Here is a 17243-nt window from a genome sequence, read left to right as displayed (position 1 = left end):
AAGCGAAGCGTAGTGGAAGAATATTTGTCAATGTAAAGTATTAGATTGCCGCGCTCCGTTCCTCCGCTCGCAATGACAGCACCCTAAAAAATCTGCGATAATCTAGTAAATCAGTGTCACCTGTGTTCCAAACTTAAACCTGAAACTTTAAACAAATTCTTTGGCAACAATAATACCATTTAAGGCGGTACGCCCGGCACGCGATAAGGTAAGCCTGGTAACCTGCCGTTCTTACGACGAATACAGCCCCGCTGAGCTCGCCTCGCAGCTGGATTATAACCCGTTCTCGTTTTTGCATGTGCTTAACCCGGCTTATGTAAATATGCACAAGCTTAGTGAGAGTATTCGGTTTAAATCGGTGCATACAAAATACAGGGAATATAAAGATGAGGAAATACTAAAGCAGGAAGCCACGCCGGTTTTTTACTTGTATGAAATTCAGAGTAAAAATAAAGTATTTACGGGCATCATTGCGGGAACCTCTATTGCCGATTACCAGAATAACATCATCAAAAAGCACGAAGACACGCTACAATATCGAGTAGAATATTTTAAAGATTACCTGCACCAAACAGGCTTTAATACCGAGCCGGTGCTCATCACCTACCCTGATAATGCCGACCTGAAACAATGGATAACCCAGCGCAAGCAACGCCGCCCGCTGTACCTGTTTTCTTCGCTTAACCGTGATAAGCATACGCTGTGGCGCATAAAAGACCCACAGGAAATTGCATGGCTACAGGCGGAGTTTGCCAATATGCCCAGCCTGTACATAGCCGACGGCCACCACCGTTCTGCATCTGCGGAACTGCTGTATAAGCAGGATAAGGAATCGGGAAATAAAAACCTGGATTATTTTATGAGCTTTCTCATCGCGGAAAGCGACCTGAAGATATATGAATACAACCGCCTGGTAAACGACCTTAACGGGCTGACCAAGGCCGATTTTTTAAGTGCACTGGCAAAGTATTTTGACATTGAAAACCGTCACCTCGAACTTTGGAAACCAGATAAAAAATTTGAGTTTGGCATGTACGTTGGTGGTGAATTTTACAGTCTTACCCTGAAACACAAACAATTTGCGACCGTACACCAGGCGCTTGATGCACAGATACTTTACACCAAAGTACTTCAGCCATTACTTGATATTAACGATTTGCGTAGTGATGAGCGCATTACGTACATTCCCGGCAACAAACCCATTACCACAATTAAAGAAATGGTAGACGAAGGCACCTTTGCCGTTGGCTTTATGCTCTATCCGGCTTCTATTGATGAAATAAAAGAGCTGGCAGACAACAACCTGATAATGCCGCCAAAAAGTACGTATATTGAACCGAAGTTCAGGAGCGGGCTGGTGGTGTATGAATTATAGATTGTTAGTATTTTAGAATCGATAGATGGACCGTTCAATTGTTCGATTTTAACCCACACAACTGGCTGTAAACTAATAACCGTAAACTGTAAACTAAAAATGAGTATCGCAAATAACATCCTCTCCATAAAAGCCTCCCTTCCGCCCCACGTTACCCTGGTGGCAGTGAGCAAAACTAAGCCCGTGGCTGACCTTACGGAAGCCTACAACGCCGGGCAGCGCATTTTTGGTGAGAACAAAGTGCAGGAAATGGTGGAGAAATGGGAGCAGCTGCCTAAAGACATCCAGTGGCACATGATAGGCCATGTGCAAACCAACAAGGTAAAGTACATGGTGCCTTTTGTGAGCCTCATCCACGGTGTAGACAGCCTTAAGCTTTTGGTTGAAATCAACAGGCAGGCAAAACGCTACCGCAAAGTAATCAACTGCCTGCTGCAAATTCACATAGCTGAAGAAGATACAAAATTTGGGCTTAATGAATTAGAACTTAAAGCACTACTTGAATCAGATGAATTTAAGCAACTGGAAAACATTTGTATTACCGGACTAATGGGCATGGCTACATTTACCGATGATGAGGCTCAGATTCGCAAAGAATTCTCATATCTGAAAAGCATTTTTGACCAACTGAGTAAGCAACCGTCAACCGTCAACTTTCAACTGTCAACTTTAAGCATGGGAATGAGCGGCGACTATCGCATAGCAATTGATTGCGGAGGTAATATGGTCAGGATAGGAAGCAGCATATTTGGAAACAGATAATTTTGTATATTTGGAGCATTAGGAGATTTGTTGATTAGTTGATTTGGTCATTTGAATGAACCATACACAACTTTAAAACGAGCCTGAAACCTTAAACCTGAAACGAATTTTTGTACGCAATACTAGACATAGAAACTACCGGTGGGCAATTTAACGAAGAAGGAATAACAGAAATTGCCATATACAAATTTGACGGGCATGAGGTTGTAGACCAGTTTATAAGCCTTGTAAACCCCGAAAAACCCATACAGCCCTTTGTTGTAAAACTTACGGGCATTAACAATGCCATGCTGCGTAGCGCCCCTAAGTTTTTTGAGGTAGCCAAGCGTATAATTGAAATTACCGACGGCTGCATACTCGTGGCCCACAATGCCCAGTTTGACTATCGCGTGCTGCGCACCGAATTCAAGAGCCTGGGATACGATTTTGAAAAGCAAACGCTCTGCACCGTAGAACTCAGCCAGAAATTGTTACCCGAGCAGCCCTCGCACAGCCTGGGCAAGCTGGTGCGCTCGCTGGGCATACCCATTACCGACAGGCACCGCGCTACCGGAGATGCCATAGCCACGGTACAACTCTTTAAGTTATTACTGCAAAAAGACACAGAAAAAGAGATTGTAAAAAGCCTTATCAAAACCGAAACCGAGAAGAAAGGGCTTGTACCCCGCCTTAAGGACTTGCTGGAAAGCATACCGGCTATCACGGGGGTCTATTACATTCATAAAGAAGATGGCACGCTTATTTACCTTGGCAAGAGCCGCAATATAAAAAAACGGGTAAACCAGCATTTTACAGGTACTTCGCGCAAGTCGAAACGTATTCAGCGCGATGCCTATACGGTTACGTATGAGGAAACGGGCAGCGAACTAATTGCACTGCTTAAAGAATGCCAGGAAGTTAAGGTAAATAAACCCATACTGAACCGCGCCCAAAAGAAGACTGTTTTTCCGCTGTCGTTATATCCGGTTATTGATAAAGAGGGTTATATCGCGCTGAAAATTGATAAGACCGACGGCAGGAAAAAAGAAGTTATTTCATTTCCCGGGCCCGCAGAAGCGAAAAGTGCGCAGTACCGCATTACCGAAAAATACAAGCTGTGCCAAAAGGTAAATGGCATGGACCCCTCGGTAAAAGAGGCCTGTTTTCCTTATGGGCTGGGCAACTGCAACGGTGCCTGCATTGGCAAGGAGTCGGCTAACGATTATAACGCGCGGGTTATCGATTTTATAAATGCGAACAGCTTTTATAACCAGAGCATTATCATTATAGACCGGGGCCGGGCTGTTGATGAGCGTAGCGCTGTGCTTATTGAAAATGGTATTTATAAAGGCTACGCATTTTTTAACCTTAACTACCAGGTAAATAACATCGAAATCCTCAAGAACATCCTTATCCCCATGGACAATAACAAGGATGCGAAAAAGATAATCCAGGAATATATTCGCAAAAAGAAAGCGCTTAAAACAATACGCCTTTAGCAGGTTTTGTATCTTTACGTTATGGATACACCCGAACCTATAAACAGGGGCCTGCTTCCCGAAAAGCAACGACACCGGCTGCATACCATTATTTATGAAGCCGATACCGCCGCAGGTAAAACCTTCGACATTATACTGCTTATAGTAATTTTACTAAGCATTGTGGCAATAATGCTGGAAACCGTAACATCGGTAATGGTACAATATGGCAGCGCCCTCTCTGTTATAGAATGGATTATTACCATATTTTTTACCCTTGAATACATAGCGCGTATAGCGTCTGTAAAGCAACCGCTTAAGTATATTTTCAGCTTTTATGGCATTATCGACCTGCTTGCAACGCTTCCCATGAATATAGGCTTTATATTTCCCGGCTATGGCTACCGTTTTCTTATATCCATACGTGCCATACGGTTGCTCAGGGTGTTCAGGATACTCCATCTTACCCGGTTTATAGGCGCTGCTAACCAGCTTACGGCAGCGCTTAAAAAAAGCAGGGAAAAGATAGCAGTGTTTCTTTATAGCGTTATGGTTATCTGCATTATACTGGGCACACTTATGTATGTAATCGAGGGCCCTGAGAGCGGTTTTACCAGTATCCCTACCAGTATTTACTGGACTATTGTAACACTCACCACGGTGGGCTTTGGCGATATTACGCCCATTACCCCGCTGGGGCAGTTTGTGTCAGTCATCATAATGATAATGGGGTATGGCATTATAGCCGTGCCTACCGGGCTTGTTACAGCGCAGATATTAAACGACAAAACCCAGCTCAATACCCAGGTATGTCCTAACTGTACCGCTAACAAGCACCGCGATGATGCCCGGTTTTGCTACAACTGCGCCGCACCCCTGAAAACCAATGCCGATGCCTAAATTTCTTATTACCGTTATAGGCCCTACAGCCATTGGCAAGACTGCACTGGCTATTGAGATAGCAAAGCATTTTAAATGCGAAATCATCTCCGCAGACAGCAGGCAGTTTTATGCCGAAATGGCTATCGGAACCGCTGTTCCGTCTAAGGATGAACTCGCCGCCGCCCCGCACCATTTTATACAAAACATCAGCATTTTTGAAGACTACAGCGTGGGCGACTTTGAACGTGATGCTCTTGCAAAGCTCGATAAACTTTTTGCTGAAAATGATTTTGCCGTTATGGTAAGTGGCTCCGGCTTATACATTGATGCGGTGTTGAAAGGATTTGATGATTTTCCGGATATCGACCCTGCAATACGTAAGCAGCTTATTGCCGATTTTGAGGAAAGAGGCATTGAATACCTGCAAAGTGAGCTGGAGCGTCTAGACCCTGTGCACTACCAAAAAGTAGCCAAGGAAAACCCGCAGCGGCTTATGCGCGCGCTGGAGGTATGCATTGGCAGTGGCCGCCCCTACTCCTCCTTCCTTAATATCAAAAAGAACAGCCGTGGCTTTACGCCGGTAATCATAGGCCTTGAAGCCGAACGGGAACTGATGTACAGCCGCATTAACCAACGGGTTGATATCATGGTACAGCATGGGCTTATTGAAGAAGCAAAGGCATTGTACCCGCACAAGCAGCTCAATGCATTGCAAACCGTGGGCTACCGCGAATTGTTCAGCCATTTTGACGGGGAAATAACGCTTGATTTTGCGTTGGAAGAAATAAAAAAGAATACACGCCGTTTTTCCAAGCGGCAGATGACATGGTTTAAGCGCACCGAAGGTGTTAAGTGGTTTGATTTTACTACGCCTCCAGCTGACATTATTAATTACATTACAGAAAAGACAACATGCCTATAGCCCCTGATTTTACGTCGGTTTACAGCCACGAATGGGAAATAAACTTTGTGCAGTGCAACCCGAACGGCCTGCTTAAGCATACTGAATTGTGTAACATTTTGCAGCTTACCGCCGGCTATCATGCCGAAAAAGGGGGCCTTAGCTTTAGCGACATGCAGGAGCACAACCAGGCATGGGTACTGAGCCGTATGCGTGTAGAGATAAGCCGCCTTCCCAAGTGGCGCGACACCGTTACTGTAAAAACATGGATATATGATTTGCAGGGTTCGCGCTCCATACGCGCACTGGAAATGTATGTGGGCGAAGAAAAAATTGCAGGCTGTGTAACGTTTTGGGCCGTATTCAATACCAAACTACGTAAGGCCGAAACCCTTGCATTGCCCCACGAACATTTTATAAAATACCCGGAGCGGGAAGCAACCACGGAATCTTTTAGAAAAATTGACCTGGGCCGGCAAAGTGAAATAGCCACAAGCCGCAGCGTAGTGTTGAGCGACCTTGATATTGTAAACCACGTAAACAACGTGAAATACCTGGAATGGTGCCTTGATTCCATAGACTACAAGCCCCTGCTTAGGCAGCAGCTGCAAAGTTTTGACATGAACTTTATGCGGGAACTGCAGCTTAAAGACGCGGTGGTATTACATAAAGCTATAGAAGATAAAACCACGTTTTTCAGTATCACAAAAGACGATAAACCGTGCTTTGCATTGGAACTGAATTGGAAGTGATCGTTTTATTTATAATACATTATGAATAATTTTACCACAAGGTTCACAAAGTTTTTCACGGAGGCCACAAAGCTAAATAGAAATGAACTATTGTCTTACCAATGGCCGCAAAACTTTGTGCCCTCCCGCCAAGGGCGGTTTTCATTGTGCACCTTGTGCAAATCTTAGCGGCCTTTGTGGTAAATTATGTGGTAAAGCTTCCAAATATTTAATTAACAGATATTAATACAACAGCTGCACTTCCTTAATACCGTATTCAGACACAGTTTCATCTTCCAGCCGCACGCGAAGGCTGCCATTGGGTGTAACGCTCTCTATAATTCCCATAAAAGTTTTACCGGCCTTTTCAAACGGCATGGGTAAACCTTTTTTATACAGCAGGCTGTGGTAATCATCCCATATACCTTTTTCGTCTTTATTAATAAGCCGCGATACCGCACGCTTTATTTCTTCGAGTATTGCAACCAGTAGTTCCTCCTTATCAATTTCCCTTCCTGTAAATAAGGCAAGGGAAGATGCTTTGGGTAAACCCTCAAAATTTTGCTGGTTCACATTGACACCTATCCCTATGACCGAAAATATCTCTCCGTCGCTCTTTATGCTGTTCTCTATTAAAATGCCGCCAACCTTCTTATTACCTGCCAAAATGTCGTTAGGCCACTTGATGATTATACCCGGTATGCCAGTACTGACAAGCGCCTTTGATATACCAACCGCCACGCCGGCATTCAGCGAAAAAATAGTATTTACGTTGGGCAGCAGGTCTTTAACCAAAAGGCTAAAGGTAAGGTTTTTACCCGGTTCTACGGCCCAAGCTGTGCCCATCTGGCCGCGCCCGCCGGTTTGGTTTTCGGCTGTTACAACGGTAAAGTTTTCTACATAGCGGGTGGCTAAAAGCTCCTTTAAGTAATCGTTAGTAGAGTTTATGGCACTGAGTTTGATTATATTCATTTAGAAGTTGTCAGCTACTTGTGATATTCTTGTACATTTAAGTTCAAAATTAAAAACAAAAAATGGTAACTTTGCGTAATATATAATTTTTTAAATGGCAAAGAAAAATGTAAGCAACGATGAGCTTTTAGCAAATATCATCAAAGGGATTGAAGAGGTAAAAGGTAATGATATAGATATTCTTGACCTGCGAGAGATAGACAATACTGTATGCGACTACTTTATAATATGCAACGGTAACAGTAACACGCAGGTAAATGCCATTGTAAGTTCCATTCAAAAAATAGTTTCCCGAGAAGTAAAAGATAAGCCCTGGCACATAGAAGGTACCGAGAATGGCGAATGGGTACTTATGGACTACGTGAACATAGTAGTACATGTATTCCAAAAACACGTAAGGGAATTTTATAATATCGAAAGCCTTTGGGGCGACGCCCGTATAACGTCGATAGCAACAAATTACTAAAAGAACTGAAAATTATAAATGTCAACAGATAACAAACCGAATAAGCAGAAAGTAAGTCCGTGGGTTATATATGGTGCCATTGCCGCACTTTTATTAACTATTAGTTATTTTAGCGGAGAAGCAAACTGGAGCGACCCTAAAACATCATCGCTTTCTGACTTTTACAAATACCTTGATGCCGGAGCGGTAAAAAAGGTAACCTATAATAAAACTACAGCCGAAGTATACCTTAATGAAGCTGCCTTAAAAGATAAAGTACACGAAAAAACGCGTAATGACATTTTTGGCAAAACCAGCAAGGGGCCGCATTATACTGTAAACATAGGTAATGAGAACGAACTTTTCCTAAAAAAACTTGACGAAGCCAATAAGGCCGGTAAACTGGAGCAATACAGTGCCCAGTCTGATGGCGCTTGGGGAGAAATCCTTATAGGGCTGCTTCCTATTATAGCGTTAGTTGCCATCTGGATATTTATGATGCGGCGCATGGCAGGCGGTGGTGCCGGCGGTGGCGGTGGCCAGATATTTAACATAGGAAAAAGCAAGGCAAAGCTATTTGATGAAAAAAACGATATCAAGGTAACCTTTAAAGATGTTGCCGGGCTTGAAGGCGCTAAAGAGGAGATTCAGGAAATTGTTGAATTTCTTAAAACGCCTGAAAAATATACCAGTATAGGGGGCAAAATACCTAAGGGTGCACTGCTTGTAGGCCCACCGGGAACAGGTAAGACCCTGCTTGCAAAAGCGGTTGCCGGCGAGGCAAAAGTACCGTTCTTCTCGCTGTCCGGTTCAGATTTTGTAGAGATGTTTGTGGGTGTGGGTGCAAGCCGTGTGCGCGACCTGTTTAAGCAAGCCAAGGAGAAAGCACCTGCCATTATATTCATAGACGAGATTGATGCTGTGGGCCGTGCCCGTGGAAAAAACAACTTCAGTGGCTCTAATGATGAACGTGAAAATACCCTTAACCAGCTGCTTACCGAGATGGATGGTTTTGGCACCAATACCAATGTAATTGTTCTTGCTGCTACTAACCGTGCCGATGTGCTTGATAAAGCGCTTATGCGTGCCGGCCGTTTTGACAGGCAGATATATGTAGACCTGCCGGACATCCGTGAGCGTAGGGAAATATTTGAGGTACACCTTAAGCCACTTACAAAATCTGAAGACCTTGATACCGAGTTTCTTGCCAAGCAAACACCCGGGTTTAGCGGTGCAGATATTGCCAATGTATGTAACGAAGCCGCGCTGGTCGCTGCCCGTAAAGATAAAAAAGCAGTAGACAAACAGGATTTTCTTGATGCGGTAGACCGTATTGTGGGAGGCCTTGAAAAGAAAAATAAAATTGTTTCTCCCGAAGAAAAACGTGCCATAGCCATACATGAGGCAGGCCACGCTACTGTAAGCTGGATGCTGGAACATGCGGCCCCACTAGTTAAGGTAACTATAGTGCCGCGCGGGCAAAGCCTGGGCGCAGCCTGGTACCTGCCGGAGGAAAGGCTTATTGTAAGGCCGGACCAGATGCTTGACGAGATGTGCGCTACTATGGGTGGGCGTGCGGCAGAGAAAGTAATTTTTGACCGGATATCTACCGGGGCGCTAAGCGACCTTGAAAAAGTAACCAAACAGGCACGTGCGATGGTTACTATATATGGCCTTAACGAAAAAATGGGCAACGTTACCTATTACGATAGCAGCGGGCAAAGCGAATACAACTTTTCTAAACCTTATTCTGAAGAAACGGCAAAAGTTATCGATTCTGAAATAAGCCTGCTTATCGAAAGTCAATACCAGCGCGCTATTGTGATACTTCAGGAAAATAAGGATAAGCTCACAAAGCTTGCCGATATACTTATTGAGCGCGAGGTAATATTTAAAGACGACCTCGAAGAAATTTTCGGACACAGGCCTTTCGGGAAAATTGGCCCTGAAGTGGTTACCGAAGCGTAAGCACTAAAACATAAATAAAGTTTAAAAATCTTAATTCAGTTGCTTAATTGAATTAAGATTTTTTTATCTTTGATTTTTAAGCAAAAGCGGGATTTTACGAGGTATGAGCCTATTCAAAAAGATTTTCGGTACGGGAGAAACAACATCAGGAGAAGAAAATGCAGATAAAAGCGCTTTTCTTCCTACTGAACAACTACCTGTAGACGAAATGTTTACCATGAACTTCAGGAAAAATGGCGGTAAATTTTTATACTGCGACAGCATAGCCGATGTAAACGAGCAGTTTTTAAACGTGCTGGTAGAAAACGACTGGTTTGAGTGCGAAGTGCTTTGCTTTGAGCCACGGTTGTACCACCTGCTCGACGATAACAAGCTTACGTACCAAAACACGAGTTCACCACGCTTTATACTTGCAACCTGTGAAAGCCTTGTAGCCGATGAAGGTTCTATCCTGTTTTCGTCTAAGCAAATAAAACAGAACAAGCCAAATGAGCTGCCGGATAATATGGTAATATTTGCCACCACCAGCCAGATACTTGAAAACAAGAGTGAGTGCCTTAGGCACATCAAACGTAAATACGATAAAGACTATCCCACTAATATTACAGCCATAAAGTATTTTGAAAAAGCTAAAGATGAAGATTTCCTGCATTACGGCAGCGTAGCCAAGAACCTTTATCTCTTACTTTTAGAAGACCTGTAATATGAGTGAAACCCTTACACGGCTACTATCAGGAATAGTGTATATTGCGCTGCTGCTCGCGGCAACTCTGCTCTCCCCTATCAGTTTTAAAATTTTATTCGGTTTTTTTTTAATTGTATCGGTTATAGAATTTTGCAAACTATTGTTTCTTGATAATAAAGTTCCCTTACTTATTGCTGTGGCAGGTATTTTATTATTCAGCATATATATTACTGACGACTTTTATACAAACCTGCTGTTAAATATTGCGGCGCTTGTTATATCACTGGGTTTGCTGTCTAACCTTTTTAAAAAGGAGCCCAGTGCCCCAAAAGATAAAACCAGTAAGCTTGTGCAACTGCTGGGATATGTGATTATCCCTTTTTTGCTAATAATAAAGCTACCGTTTCTAACAGGCGACTACAATCCTTATGTAATCATTGGCATGTTTGTGCTCATCTGGGCAAACGATACTTTTGCATACATAGTAGGTAAATCCATTGGGAAAACCAAACTTTTTGAACGCATTTCCCCAAAAAAAACCGTTGAAGGTTTTATCGGCGGTGTTGTTTTTACTGTTGCGGGCGCCTATATTTTGGGGTTATACTACACTTTTTTAACACCACTGCAATGGATGGTATTTGCTGCAATCCTTTCAGTATTTGGTACTTTGGGCGATCTGGTAGAGTCAAAGCTTAAACGCACGTCCGGAGTAAAAGACAGTGGCAGCATTATGCCGGGCCACGGCGGAATTTTAGACCGCCTGGATAGTGTATTGTTTGCAATACCTTTCTTATTTTTGTATTATCAAATCTTAGAATATGTTTCATAAAGAAGGCGCTAAAATTATTTTAATCGGCATGGCAGTTACAGTGGCTGTAGTGCTGCTTGCAGAGAAGTTTATAGAAAGTTTCTGGCTGCTAAAGTTTATACAGCTATTTGCACTGGCATTCCTTATACTGATTTTGCAGTTTTTCAGGAACCCGAAACGCCATGTAACAGCGGCCGATCATAATATAATAGCCCCTGTAGACGGAAAGGTGGTGGTAATAGAAGAAGTGTATGAGCCGGAATATTTTAAAGAAAAGCGCCTTCAGGTATCAATATTTATGTCGCCTATAAACGTGCATGTAACCCGCTACGCGGTTAACGGCCTAGTAAAATTCAGCAAGTACCACGCCGGTAAGTACCTTGTGGCCTGGCACCCAAAAGCCAGTGAGGAAAACGAACGTACTACTGTGGTTATAGAAAACAACCTCTTTGGCGATATATTGTACCGCCAGATAGCCGGCGCGCTGGCAAGGCGCATTGTAAATTATGCTAAAGAAGGCATGCACGTAGTACAGGGCACTGATGCCGGGTTTATAAAATTCGGGTCGAGGGTAGACCTTTTTTTACCTATTGGTACCGAACTTAACGTTAAACTTAATCAAAAAGCAATAGGCGGTAAAACGATTATCGCTACAAAAGCGTAACTTTATTATGCCGGAGAAAAACCTTGATGCACTTTTTGAAGAAGCGTATGAAACAGCCTCTAATATGAAAGAGGCGCTGCCGCAGGATGTAATGCTCCGCATTTATGCCTACTACAAGCAGGCAACCGCGGGAGAGGCAAACGCGCGTGCAGATCAGGGCCAAAACCTTCGCGACGCCTTTAAGATGAACGCCTGGATGCAGGTGCGGCACCTTACCGTAAACGAGGCAAAAGCCTTATATATAGAAACTATTAATTCATTAACTAAATAATATCGTGTTATGAAAAAAATAAAAATTTTTGTTTCGGCCCTGATTATTGCCACTGCGTTACAGTCCTGCAAAGAAAAAGATACCCTGCAGGAAGTAACCGTGCCGGAACCGCAAAAAGAAGCAGCCACCCCGGCAATGGGTAACCCGGATGATGTTAAAGCCGAGGATGCCTCCGTTACATTCCAACTTATAAAACTGCCGTATAAATATGATGCACTGGCGCCAAATATTGATGCCCGCACCATGGAGATACACTATTCTAAGCACTATAAAGGATATACTGACAAGCTGAATGCAGCAGTAAAAGGCACGCCGCTTGAAGGCAAAAAAATAGAAGAAATACTTACCACACTTGACCTTGAAAACAAAGCGGTGCGCAACAATGCAGGAGGTTATTACAACCATGGCCTGTTTTGGGAAATAATGGGCCCTAAGGGCGGTGGTGAACCTAAAGGTGCGCTTGCTGAAGCCATAACTAAAGATTTTGGCAGCTTTGAAGCATTTAAAACGCAGTTTACTGATGCTGCCACCAAGCAATTTGGCTCTGGCTGGGCATGGCTTGTGGTAACTAAAGAGGGTAAACTTGCCGTAACCAGCACACCAAACCAGGATAATACACTGATGCCGGGCGCTGCTGTACCAGGTAAGCCTGTACTTGCGCTTGACGTGTGGGAACATGCCTATTACCTTGAATACCAAAATAAAAGACCAGATTATATTACCGCATTTTATAATGTAATTAACTGGGATGCCGTTTCTAAAAAATATGAAGACGCGTTAGCTAAGTAATTACTACATTATACAATTTACAATTCCGCTCACTATGGGCGGAATTTTTATTTATAGCCTGCCCTTGTCTTGCCGTTTTCAAAAAAAAGCGCCATTTTTGGGACTTCAAATCAAACACATGAAATATTTATATATACCGCTGGTACTGCTACTGCTTACCTCATGCGCGGAAGAAAAAAAAGCCAACCCCAAGCCTGAACACAGCAAAACCGACTGGGCGTTCTACAAACTGAAAGGTGAAGTACAGTCGGTTTCAGAAAAATCAGTAAAGGTAACGGATGGCGCAGCAGTATCGGGCCATGAGGTTTCTTCCCAACATGATACCGATATGGCTTTTGACGATTATGGTAAGCTAATCCACATAAAACAATGGATTAAAGAAAACATGCCGTATGAAGAAACAACCTATAACGGCAAAGACCGTATATTAAAGCGTACACAATACCTGGGCGGGACGCCAATGATGATCACCGAAAACCAGTGGGACGCGTCAGGCGAAAACCTCACGGCTACTATACGCCGTAATCCCGATAATAGCCAGATAGACAGGATAGAAAACCGTTACCAAAGAGGAAAACTGACTGAAAAACTTACGTATAACGGGCAGGACACACCTGTTGATAAAATAACTTATGAGTATGATAATGCCGGCAACCTCATTTTAGAAAACCTTTATTTGGGTGTGGCCACCGTAAAGGTAATTTCTAAATATGCCTACAACGAAAAAAAACAAAAAACCAGCGAAGCGCGATACAACTCCGGCAAGATTAATTACCATATATATTTTGAGTATGAGGGTGATAAGATTACCAAAAAAGAAACCCTTGACAGTGTGGGCAAGCCTGAATATACAGAACTGTTTGACTATGACGCGGCAGGGAATGTTATAAAGCATTTAACTAAGGAACGTTATGACAATTCTGAAACGGCAGAGAGTTTTGTATACGACAAGAACAATAATGTAACCACCTGGATTATAAACAAAAAAGGGGCGCCGCCGGTAACTACAATAAAAACCTATGATATGCACGGCAACCTGCTGAGCTCAAAAACAGTTCAGGGCGAGAATACGGTACTTGATGCGCATGAGTATGAGTATGTATACGACAAAAATGGCAACTGGACCAGCAAAAAAATATTAATAAAAGGAAAGCCATCATTTCAGGTAAGCCGTAAGATAACTTACCATAACTGAGAAAATAAATAAGGGTACACAGGATATTTATCCCAATTTATTTTCTACGGAAAAGATACAGGGGTATATTTGCATAAATTTTATCATCATGACCAGATTATTTAGAATAATTGCCACCCTTGAGGGCCTCTCGCTTCTTTTTTTGTTGTTTGTGGCTATGCCCATGAAATATATTTATAAGAATGAAGCTTATATGCATAATGCCGGTATGGCGCATGGAGTACTTTTTATCGCCTACATAATTATCGCTTACCTATTGAAGGAAGAAAGAAACTGGTCATTTAAAAAGTACCTGATTGTAGCAGTAGCTTCGGTAATACCTTTCGGTACATTTTACATCGAATGGAAATTCCTTAAAGCACCCGAAAACAATTAGCAAAATAAAATTTGTTTAACAAAAAACACCTGCCAGGTTTTTAGCCCTGCCAGGTGTTTTTTATAATAGTAAACTCATTAGAAAATTAGTGTATTAACTGATTCTGTTTTTACCCAACCTGTCGTCAACAAACTCAATCTGTGTTTTGCCGTGGGCAGACGGCCGGCCAAAGCTGTCAAGGCTTACCATGGTAATATTATCTACAGTAATTATTTTCTCCTGCGTCATTTTATTACGCACTTCAGAACGCAGTACCAGCGAGGTACGGCCAAATTTTACCACATCTATACCTATCTCTATAATATCGCCCTGGCGTGCTGAGGCCATAAAGTTTATCTCGCTCATGTGTTTTGTTACAATACGCTGGTTCTCAAGCTGGATAATTGAATAGAGAGCGGCCTCTTCATCTATCCAGGCCAGTAGTTTTCCGCCAAAAAGTGTCCCGTTTGGGTTCAGGTCTTCGGGCTTAACCCATTTTCGGGTATGAAATCTCATAATTTGTGTTTTTGTAGTGCCAAAGTTACAATATCCAAGTGGTCAAAAGCCAGCTCCGGCAGCGATTTTACGGGAAACCACTGTGCTTCATCGGCATCATCCGCGGCTGTTGCTTCTGCATTTTCATCAGCAAAACCGGTATACACAACCGATACGGTATGCTGGCGTGGGTCGCGCCCCGGAGTACCGAAAGCGCCCAGCTGCTGCATACCGGTTACAACAAGCCCGGTTTCTTCCTTAAGTTCGCGGGCGGCGGCTACCGGCAGGTCTTCGCCTACATCTACAAAGCCGCCAGGCAAAGCCCACTTACCTTTAAAGGGGTCATTTTTCCTTTTAATAAAAAGTATATTCCATACGTTTTCAGCCTTCCTGAAAATAACGGTGTCAACTGTCACAAATATTTCTGAGGTCCTCATCGTTAATCTTTGCTATACTATTATTATTGCCACTATCAAATTAACGTGCGCTAAAAGCCCAGGTCGCGCTCTATTTCTTCCATTTCTATAACATCGTGTGCTTCCTGTAGTGTAGGCACTATAATGAGTTCTTCCGGGGCGTCGTCTATATCAAAATCTGTAACCACAAGCACAAAGGATTTTTTGCTTTTGCGGTGTTTGTCAGACAAGGATAAAAAACCCAGTACGTCACTAAGCTGTAGCCCTTCCTGAACAGACAGGTCTACAATAATGTTGGTATCTTTATAACTGCTATACTCTGCTGTAAGCTTTTCTAAAAAAGCCGCGGCGTTAGCATTTGTATCTGTAAGTGTGGTAGTTTTCATGAGAAAGGTTCTGAGTTGCTTAGGCGTGAGAATCTTTACTATTAATGTTTATTCTGAGTTCCTGCTGCTGTGCAGCTAAGAAGCTAAGAGGCTGGATTACTGCTTAATTTTACTTGCCAGAAGGTAAATTACCGCCATGCGCACGGCAACACCGTTTTCTACCTGGTCTAATATAACCGACTGCTGCGAGTCGGCCACATCGCTGGTTATTTCTACACCACGGTTTATGGGGCCTGGGTGCATTATTACTATTTCTTTATTCAGCGAATCAAGGAACGCCTTATCAAGGCCATATTGCTGGGCATACTCCCGTGTTGAAGGGAAATAATTTACATCGAGCCTTTCGTTCTGCACACGCAGCATATTAGCCACATCTGCCCACTCCAGCGCTTTACGCAGGTTAGGCTCCACCGTTACCCCCAGCGATTCTATATAGCGGGGTATAAGCGTTTTGGGGCCGCATACCTTTACCTCGGCACCCTGTAGCTGCAAAGCAAATATATTTGATAACGCTACACGGCTGTGCAGTATGTCGCCCACTATAACCACCTTCTTACCTTCTACCCCACCCAGCCTTTCGCGGATGGTGTACGAGTCCAGCAGCGCCTGTGTAGGATGCTCGTGCGCGCCATCGCCGGCGTTAACAATACTGGCATTTACATTTTTAGATAAAAAGTGGGCGGCACCGGGCTTTTCATGGCGCATTACTACCATATCTACCTTCATGCTCAGTATGTTGTTTACGGTATCTATAAGCGTTTCCCCTTTCTTAACCGATGACTGGGCTGCACTAAAGCTGATAACATCGGCGCTCAGCCTTTTCTGGGCCAGCTCAAACGACAGGCGTGTGCGGGTACTGTTCTCAAAAAATATATTGGCTATGGTAATATCCCTTAGCGAGGGAACTTTTTTTATGGGGCGGTTAATAACCTCCTTAAACTGGTCAGCTGTTTCAAATATAAGGTCAATATCATTTTTATTGATATACTTAATGCCTAATAGATGATTAACGCTTAGTTCTTTCATTTCCGGGTAGTGTTGTTGTGTTTAGCGTTTTTATAAAATATAAACCGAATCTTCTCCTTCGTTTTCCTGCCACGATACACGCACTTTTTCGTTATTGATGGCATCAACCTGACGGCCGCGGTAATCGGGCTGTATGGGCAGGTGGCGGCTAAAGCGGCGGTCTATAAGTACCATTAATTCTATTTCGCTGGGGCGTCCAAACGATTGTATAGCGGTAAGCGCCGCGCGTATGCTGCGCCCGGTGTAGAGCACATCGTCTACAAACACCACTTTTTTATTTTCTACTATAAAATCTATTTCGGTTTTATTTGCCTCAAGCTGCTTATCGCCCCGGCGGAAGTCATCACGGAAAAAAGTGATATCAAGGTAGCCAAGTTTTACCTCGGGAACATTATACTCTTTCTCGAGTATCTGTTTTATGCGGCGTGCCACAAAACCGCCCCTGGGCTGTATGCCTACTAATACGGTTTCAGAGAAATCAAGGTGTTTTTCTATGAGCTGGCAGGCCAAACGGTGCAGGATAATATTAACTTCGCGGCTGGTAAGCAACACTTTATGGCTCATAATGCGGTTTACTGTTTGAAATGTAAAGTTAAAGCATATTATTTAAACACAAAATATAAGTAATGCTTTTATTACATGCTTAATAATTAATACTTT

Annotated in this window: 21 protein-coding genes; 15 read left to right on the top strand and 6 right to left on the bottom strand. The window is 43.1% G+C overall.

What is annotated here, in order from left to right; all coding sequences use genetic code 11:
* Positions 1-160 precede the first annotated feature (160 nt).
* The 6 genes from ACLI09_RS09225 to ACLI09_RS09200 all read left to right on the top strand — a co-directional run bounded on the left by ACLI09_RS09225 (position 161) and on the right by ACLI09_RS09200 (position 6129).
* Entirely contained in the window at positions 161-1375 is a 1215-nt protein-coding gene (locus ACLI09_RS09225; RefSeq protein ID WP_411419319.1) for a DUF1015 domain-containing protein, read from the top strand.
* Positions 1376-1474: 99 nt separating this feature from the next.
* Entirely contained in the window at positions 1475-2137 is a 663-nt protein-coding gene (locus tag ACLI09_RS09220; protein WP_411419318.1) for a YggS family pyridoxal phosphate-dependent enzyme, read from the top strand.
* Positions 2138-2247: 110 nt separating this feature from the next.
* Positions 2248-3615 (top strand): exonuclease domain-containing protein, encoded by a 1368-nt coding sequence (locus ACLI09_RS09215; RefSeq protein ID WP_411419317.1) that lies wholly within the window; start codon positions 2248-2250, stop codon positions 3613-3615.
* Between the two features lie 21 nt (positions 3616-3636).
* Positions 3637-4494: an ion transporter gene (locus ACLI09_RS09210; RefSeq protein WP_411419316.1), complete on the top strand. Its 858-nt coding sequence runs from the start codon at positions 3637-3639 to the stop codon at positions 4492-4494.
* The gene (gene miaA, locus ACLI09_RS09205) at positions 4481-5398 is read left to right on the top strand and encodes a tRNA (adenosine(37)-N6)-dimethylallyltransferase MiaA (protein WP_411419315.1); all 918 of its coding nucleotides are present in this window, start codon (positions 4481-4483) and stop codon (positions 5396-5398) included. The genes ACLI09_RS09210 and miaA overlap by 14 nt, the downstream gene beginning before the upstream one ends.
* Positions 5389-6129 carry an acyl-[acyl-carrier-protein] thioesterase gene (locus tag ACLI09_RS09200; RefSeq protein WP_411419314.1) on the top strand — a complete coding sequence of 247 codons (741 nt, stop codon included), beginning with the start codon at positions 5389-5391 and terminating at the stop codon, positions 6127-6129. Before miaA ends, ACLI09_RS09200 begins: the two co-directional genes overlap by 10 nt.
* Before the next feature lie 222 nt (positions 6130-6351).
* Here ACLI09_RS09200 and ACLI09_RS09195 read toward each other — a convergent pair whose 3' ends face one another.
* Entirely contained in the window at positions 6352-7080 is a 729-nt protein-coding gene (locus ACLI09_RS09195; protein WP_411419313.1) for a biotin--[acetyl-CoA-carboxylase] ligase, read from the bottom strand.
* A 94-nt stretch (positions 7081-7174) separates the two neighbouring features.
* Between ACLI09_RS09195 and rsfS the strand changes: the two genes are divergently transcribed.
* From rsfS to ACLI09_RS09150, 9 genes are all read left to right on the top strand, one after another.
* Positions 7175-7546, top strand: coding sequence for a ribosome silencing factor (gene rsfS / locus ACLI09_RS09190; RefSeq protein ID WP_411419312.1), 372 nt, complete (start codon positions 7175-7177; stop codon positions 7544-7546).
* A gap of 18 nt (positions 7547-7564) precedes the next feature.
* Complete coding sequence (gene ftsH / locus ACLI09_RS09185) at positions 7565-9493, top strand: ATP-dependent zinc metalloprotease FtsH (protein WP_411419311.1); 1929 nt, start codon at positions 7565-7567, stop codon at positions 9491-9493.
* Positions 9494-9596: 103 nt separating this feature from the next.
* Positions 9597-10196, top strand: coding sequence for a lactate utilization protein B/C (locus tag ACLI09_RS09180; protein ID WP_411419310.1), 600 nt, complete (start codon positions 9597-9599; stop codon positions 10194-10196).
* A 1-nt stretch (position 10197) separates the two neighbouring features.
* Positions 10198-11007, top strand: coding sequence for a phosphatidate cytidylyltransferase (locus ACLI09_RS09175; protein WP_411419309.1), 810 nt, complete (start codon positions 10198-10200; stop codon positions 11005-11007).
* Positions 10997-11650 (top strand): phosphatidylserine decarboxylase family protein, encoded by a 654-nt coding sequence (locus ACLI09_RS09170; RefSeq protein WP_411419308.1) that lies wholly within the window; start codon positions 10997-10999, stop codon positions 11648-11650. Before ACLI09_RS09175 ends, ACLI09_RS09170 begins: the two co-directional genes overlap by 11 nt.
* Positions 11651-11657: 7 nt before the next feature.
* Positions 11658-11921: an acyl-CoA-binding protein gene (locus ACLI09_RS09165; RefSeq protein WP_411419307.1), complete on the top strand. Its 264-nt coding sequence runs from the start codon at positions 11658-11660 to the stop codon at positions 11919-11921.
* A gap of 135 nt (positions 11922-12056) precedes the next feature.
* Positions 12057-12710 (top strand): superoxide dismutase, encoded by a 654-nt coding sequence (locus ACLI09_RS09160; protein ID WP_411419375.1) that lies wholly within the window; start codon positions 12057-12059, stop codon positions 12708-12710.
* Between the two features lie 118 nt (positions 12711-12828).
* Positions 12829-13905, top strand: coding sequence for a hypothetical protein (locus tag ACLI09_RS09155; RefSeq protein ID WP_411419306.1), 1077 nt, complete (start codon positions 12829-12831; stop codon positions 13903-13905).
* Positions 13906-13993: 88 nt separating this feature from the next.
* A complete protein-coding gene (locus ACLI09_RS09150) occupies positions 13994-14281 on the top strand; it encodes a DUF3817 domain-containing protein (RefSeq protein ID WP_411419305.1) in 288 nt (95 codons plus the stop codon).
* A 93-nt stretch (positions 14282-14374) separates the two neighbouring features.
* On the opposite strand, the gene ACLI09_RS09145 is transcribed toward ACLI09_RS09150, so the two are convergent.
* From ACLI09_RS09145 to pyrR, 5 genes are all read right to left on the bottom strand, one after another.
* On the bottom strand, positions 14375-14776 hold the full coding sequence (locus ACLI09_RS09145) for an acyl-CoA thioesterase (RefSeq protein ID WP_411419304.1): 402 nt from the start codon (positions 14774-14776) through the stop codon (positions 14375-14377).
* On the bottom strand, positions 14773-15192 hold the full coding sequence (locus ACLI09_RS09140) for an NUDIX domain-containing protein (protein ID WP_411419303.1): 420 nt from the start codon (positions 15190-15192) through the stop codon (positions 14773-14775). Before ACLI09_RS09140 ends, ACLI09_RS09145 begins: the two co-directional genes overlap by 4 nt.
* A gap of 50 nt (positions 15193-15242) precedes the next feature.
* Positions 15243-15557 (bottom strand): ribonuclease Z, encoded by a 315-nt coding sequence (locus ACLI09_RS09135; protein ID WP_411419302.1) that lies wholly within the window; start codon positions 15555-15557, stop codon positions 15243-15245.
* Positions 15558-15653: 96 nt separating this feature from the next.
* Entirely contained in the window at positions 15654-16583 is a 930-nt protein-coding gene (locus tag ACLI09_RS09130; RefSeq protein ID WP_411419301.1) for an aspartate carbamoyltransferase catalytic subunit, read from the bottom strand.
* Between the two features lie 30 nt (positions 16584-16613).
* The gene (pyrR, locus tag ACLI09_RS09125; RefSeq protein ID WP_411419300.1) at positions 16614-17147 is read right to left on the bottom strand and encodes a bifunctional pyr operon transcriptional regulator/uracil phosphoribosyltransferase PyrR; all 534 of its coding nucleotides are present in this window, start codon (positions 17145-17147) and stop codon (positions 16614-16616) included.
* Between the last annotated feature and the right edge of the window lie 96 nt (positions 17148-17243).

It is taken from the genome of Flavobacterium sp. RHBU_24, from assembly GCF_046613695.1.
Classification (GTDB): domain Bacteria; phylum Bacteroidota; class Bacteroidia; order Flavobacteriales; family Flavobacteriaceae; genus Flavobacterium.
The sequence above is the reverse complement of the archived record's forward strand: the minus strand, read 5'-3'. Positions and strand labels throughout refer to the sequence as shown.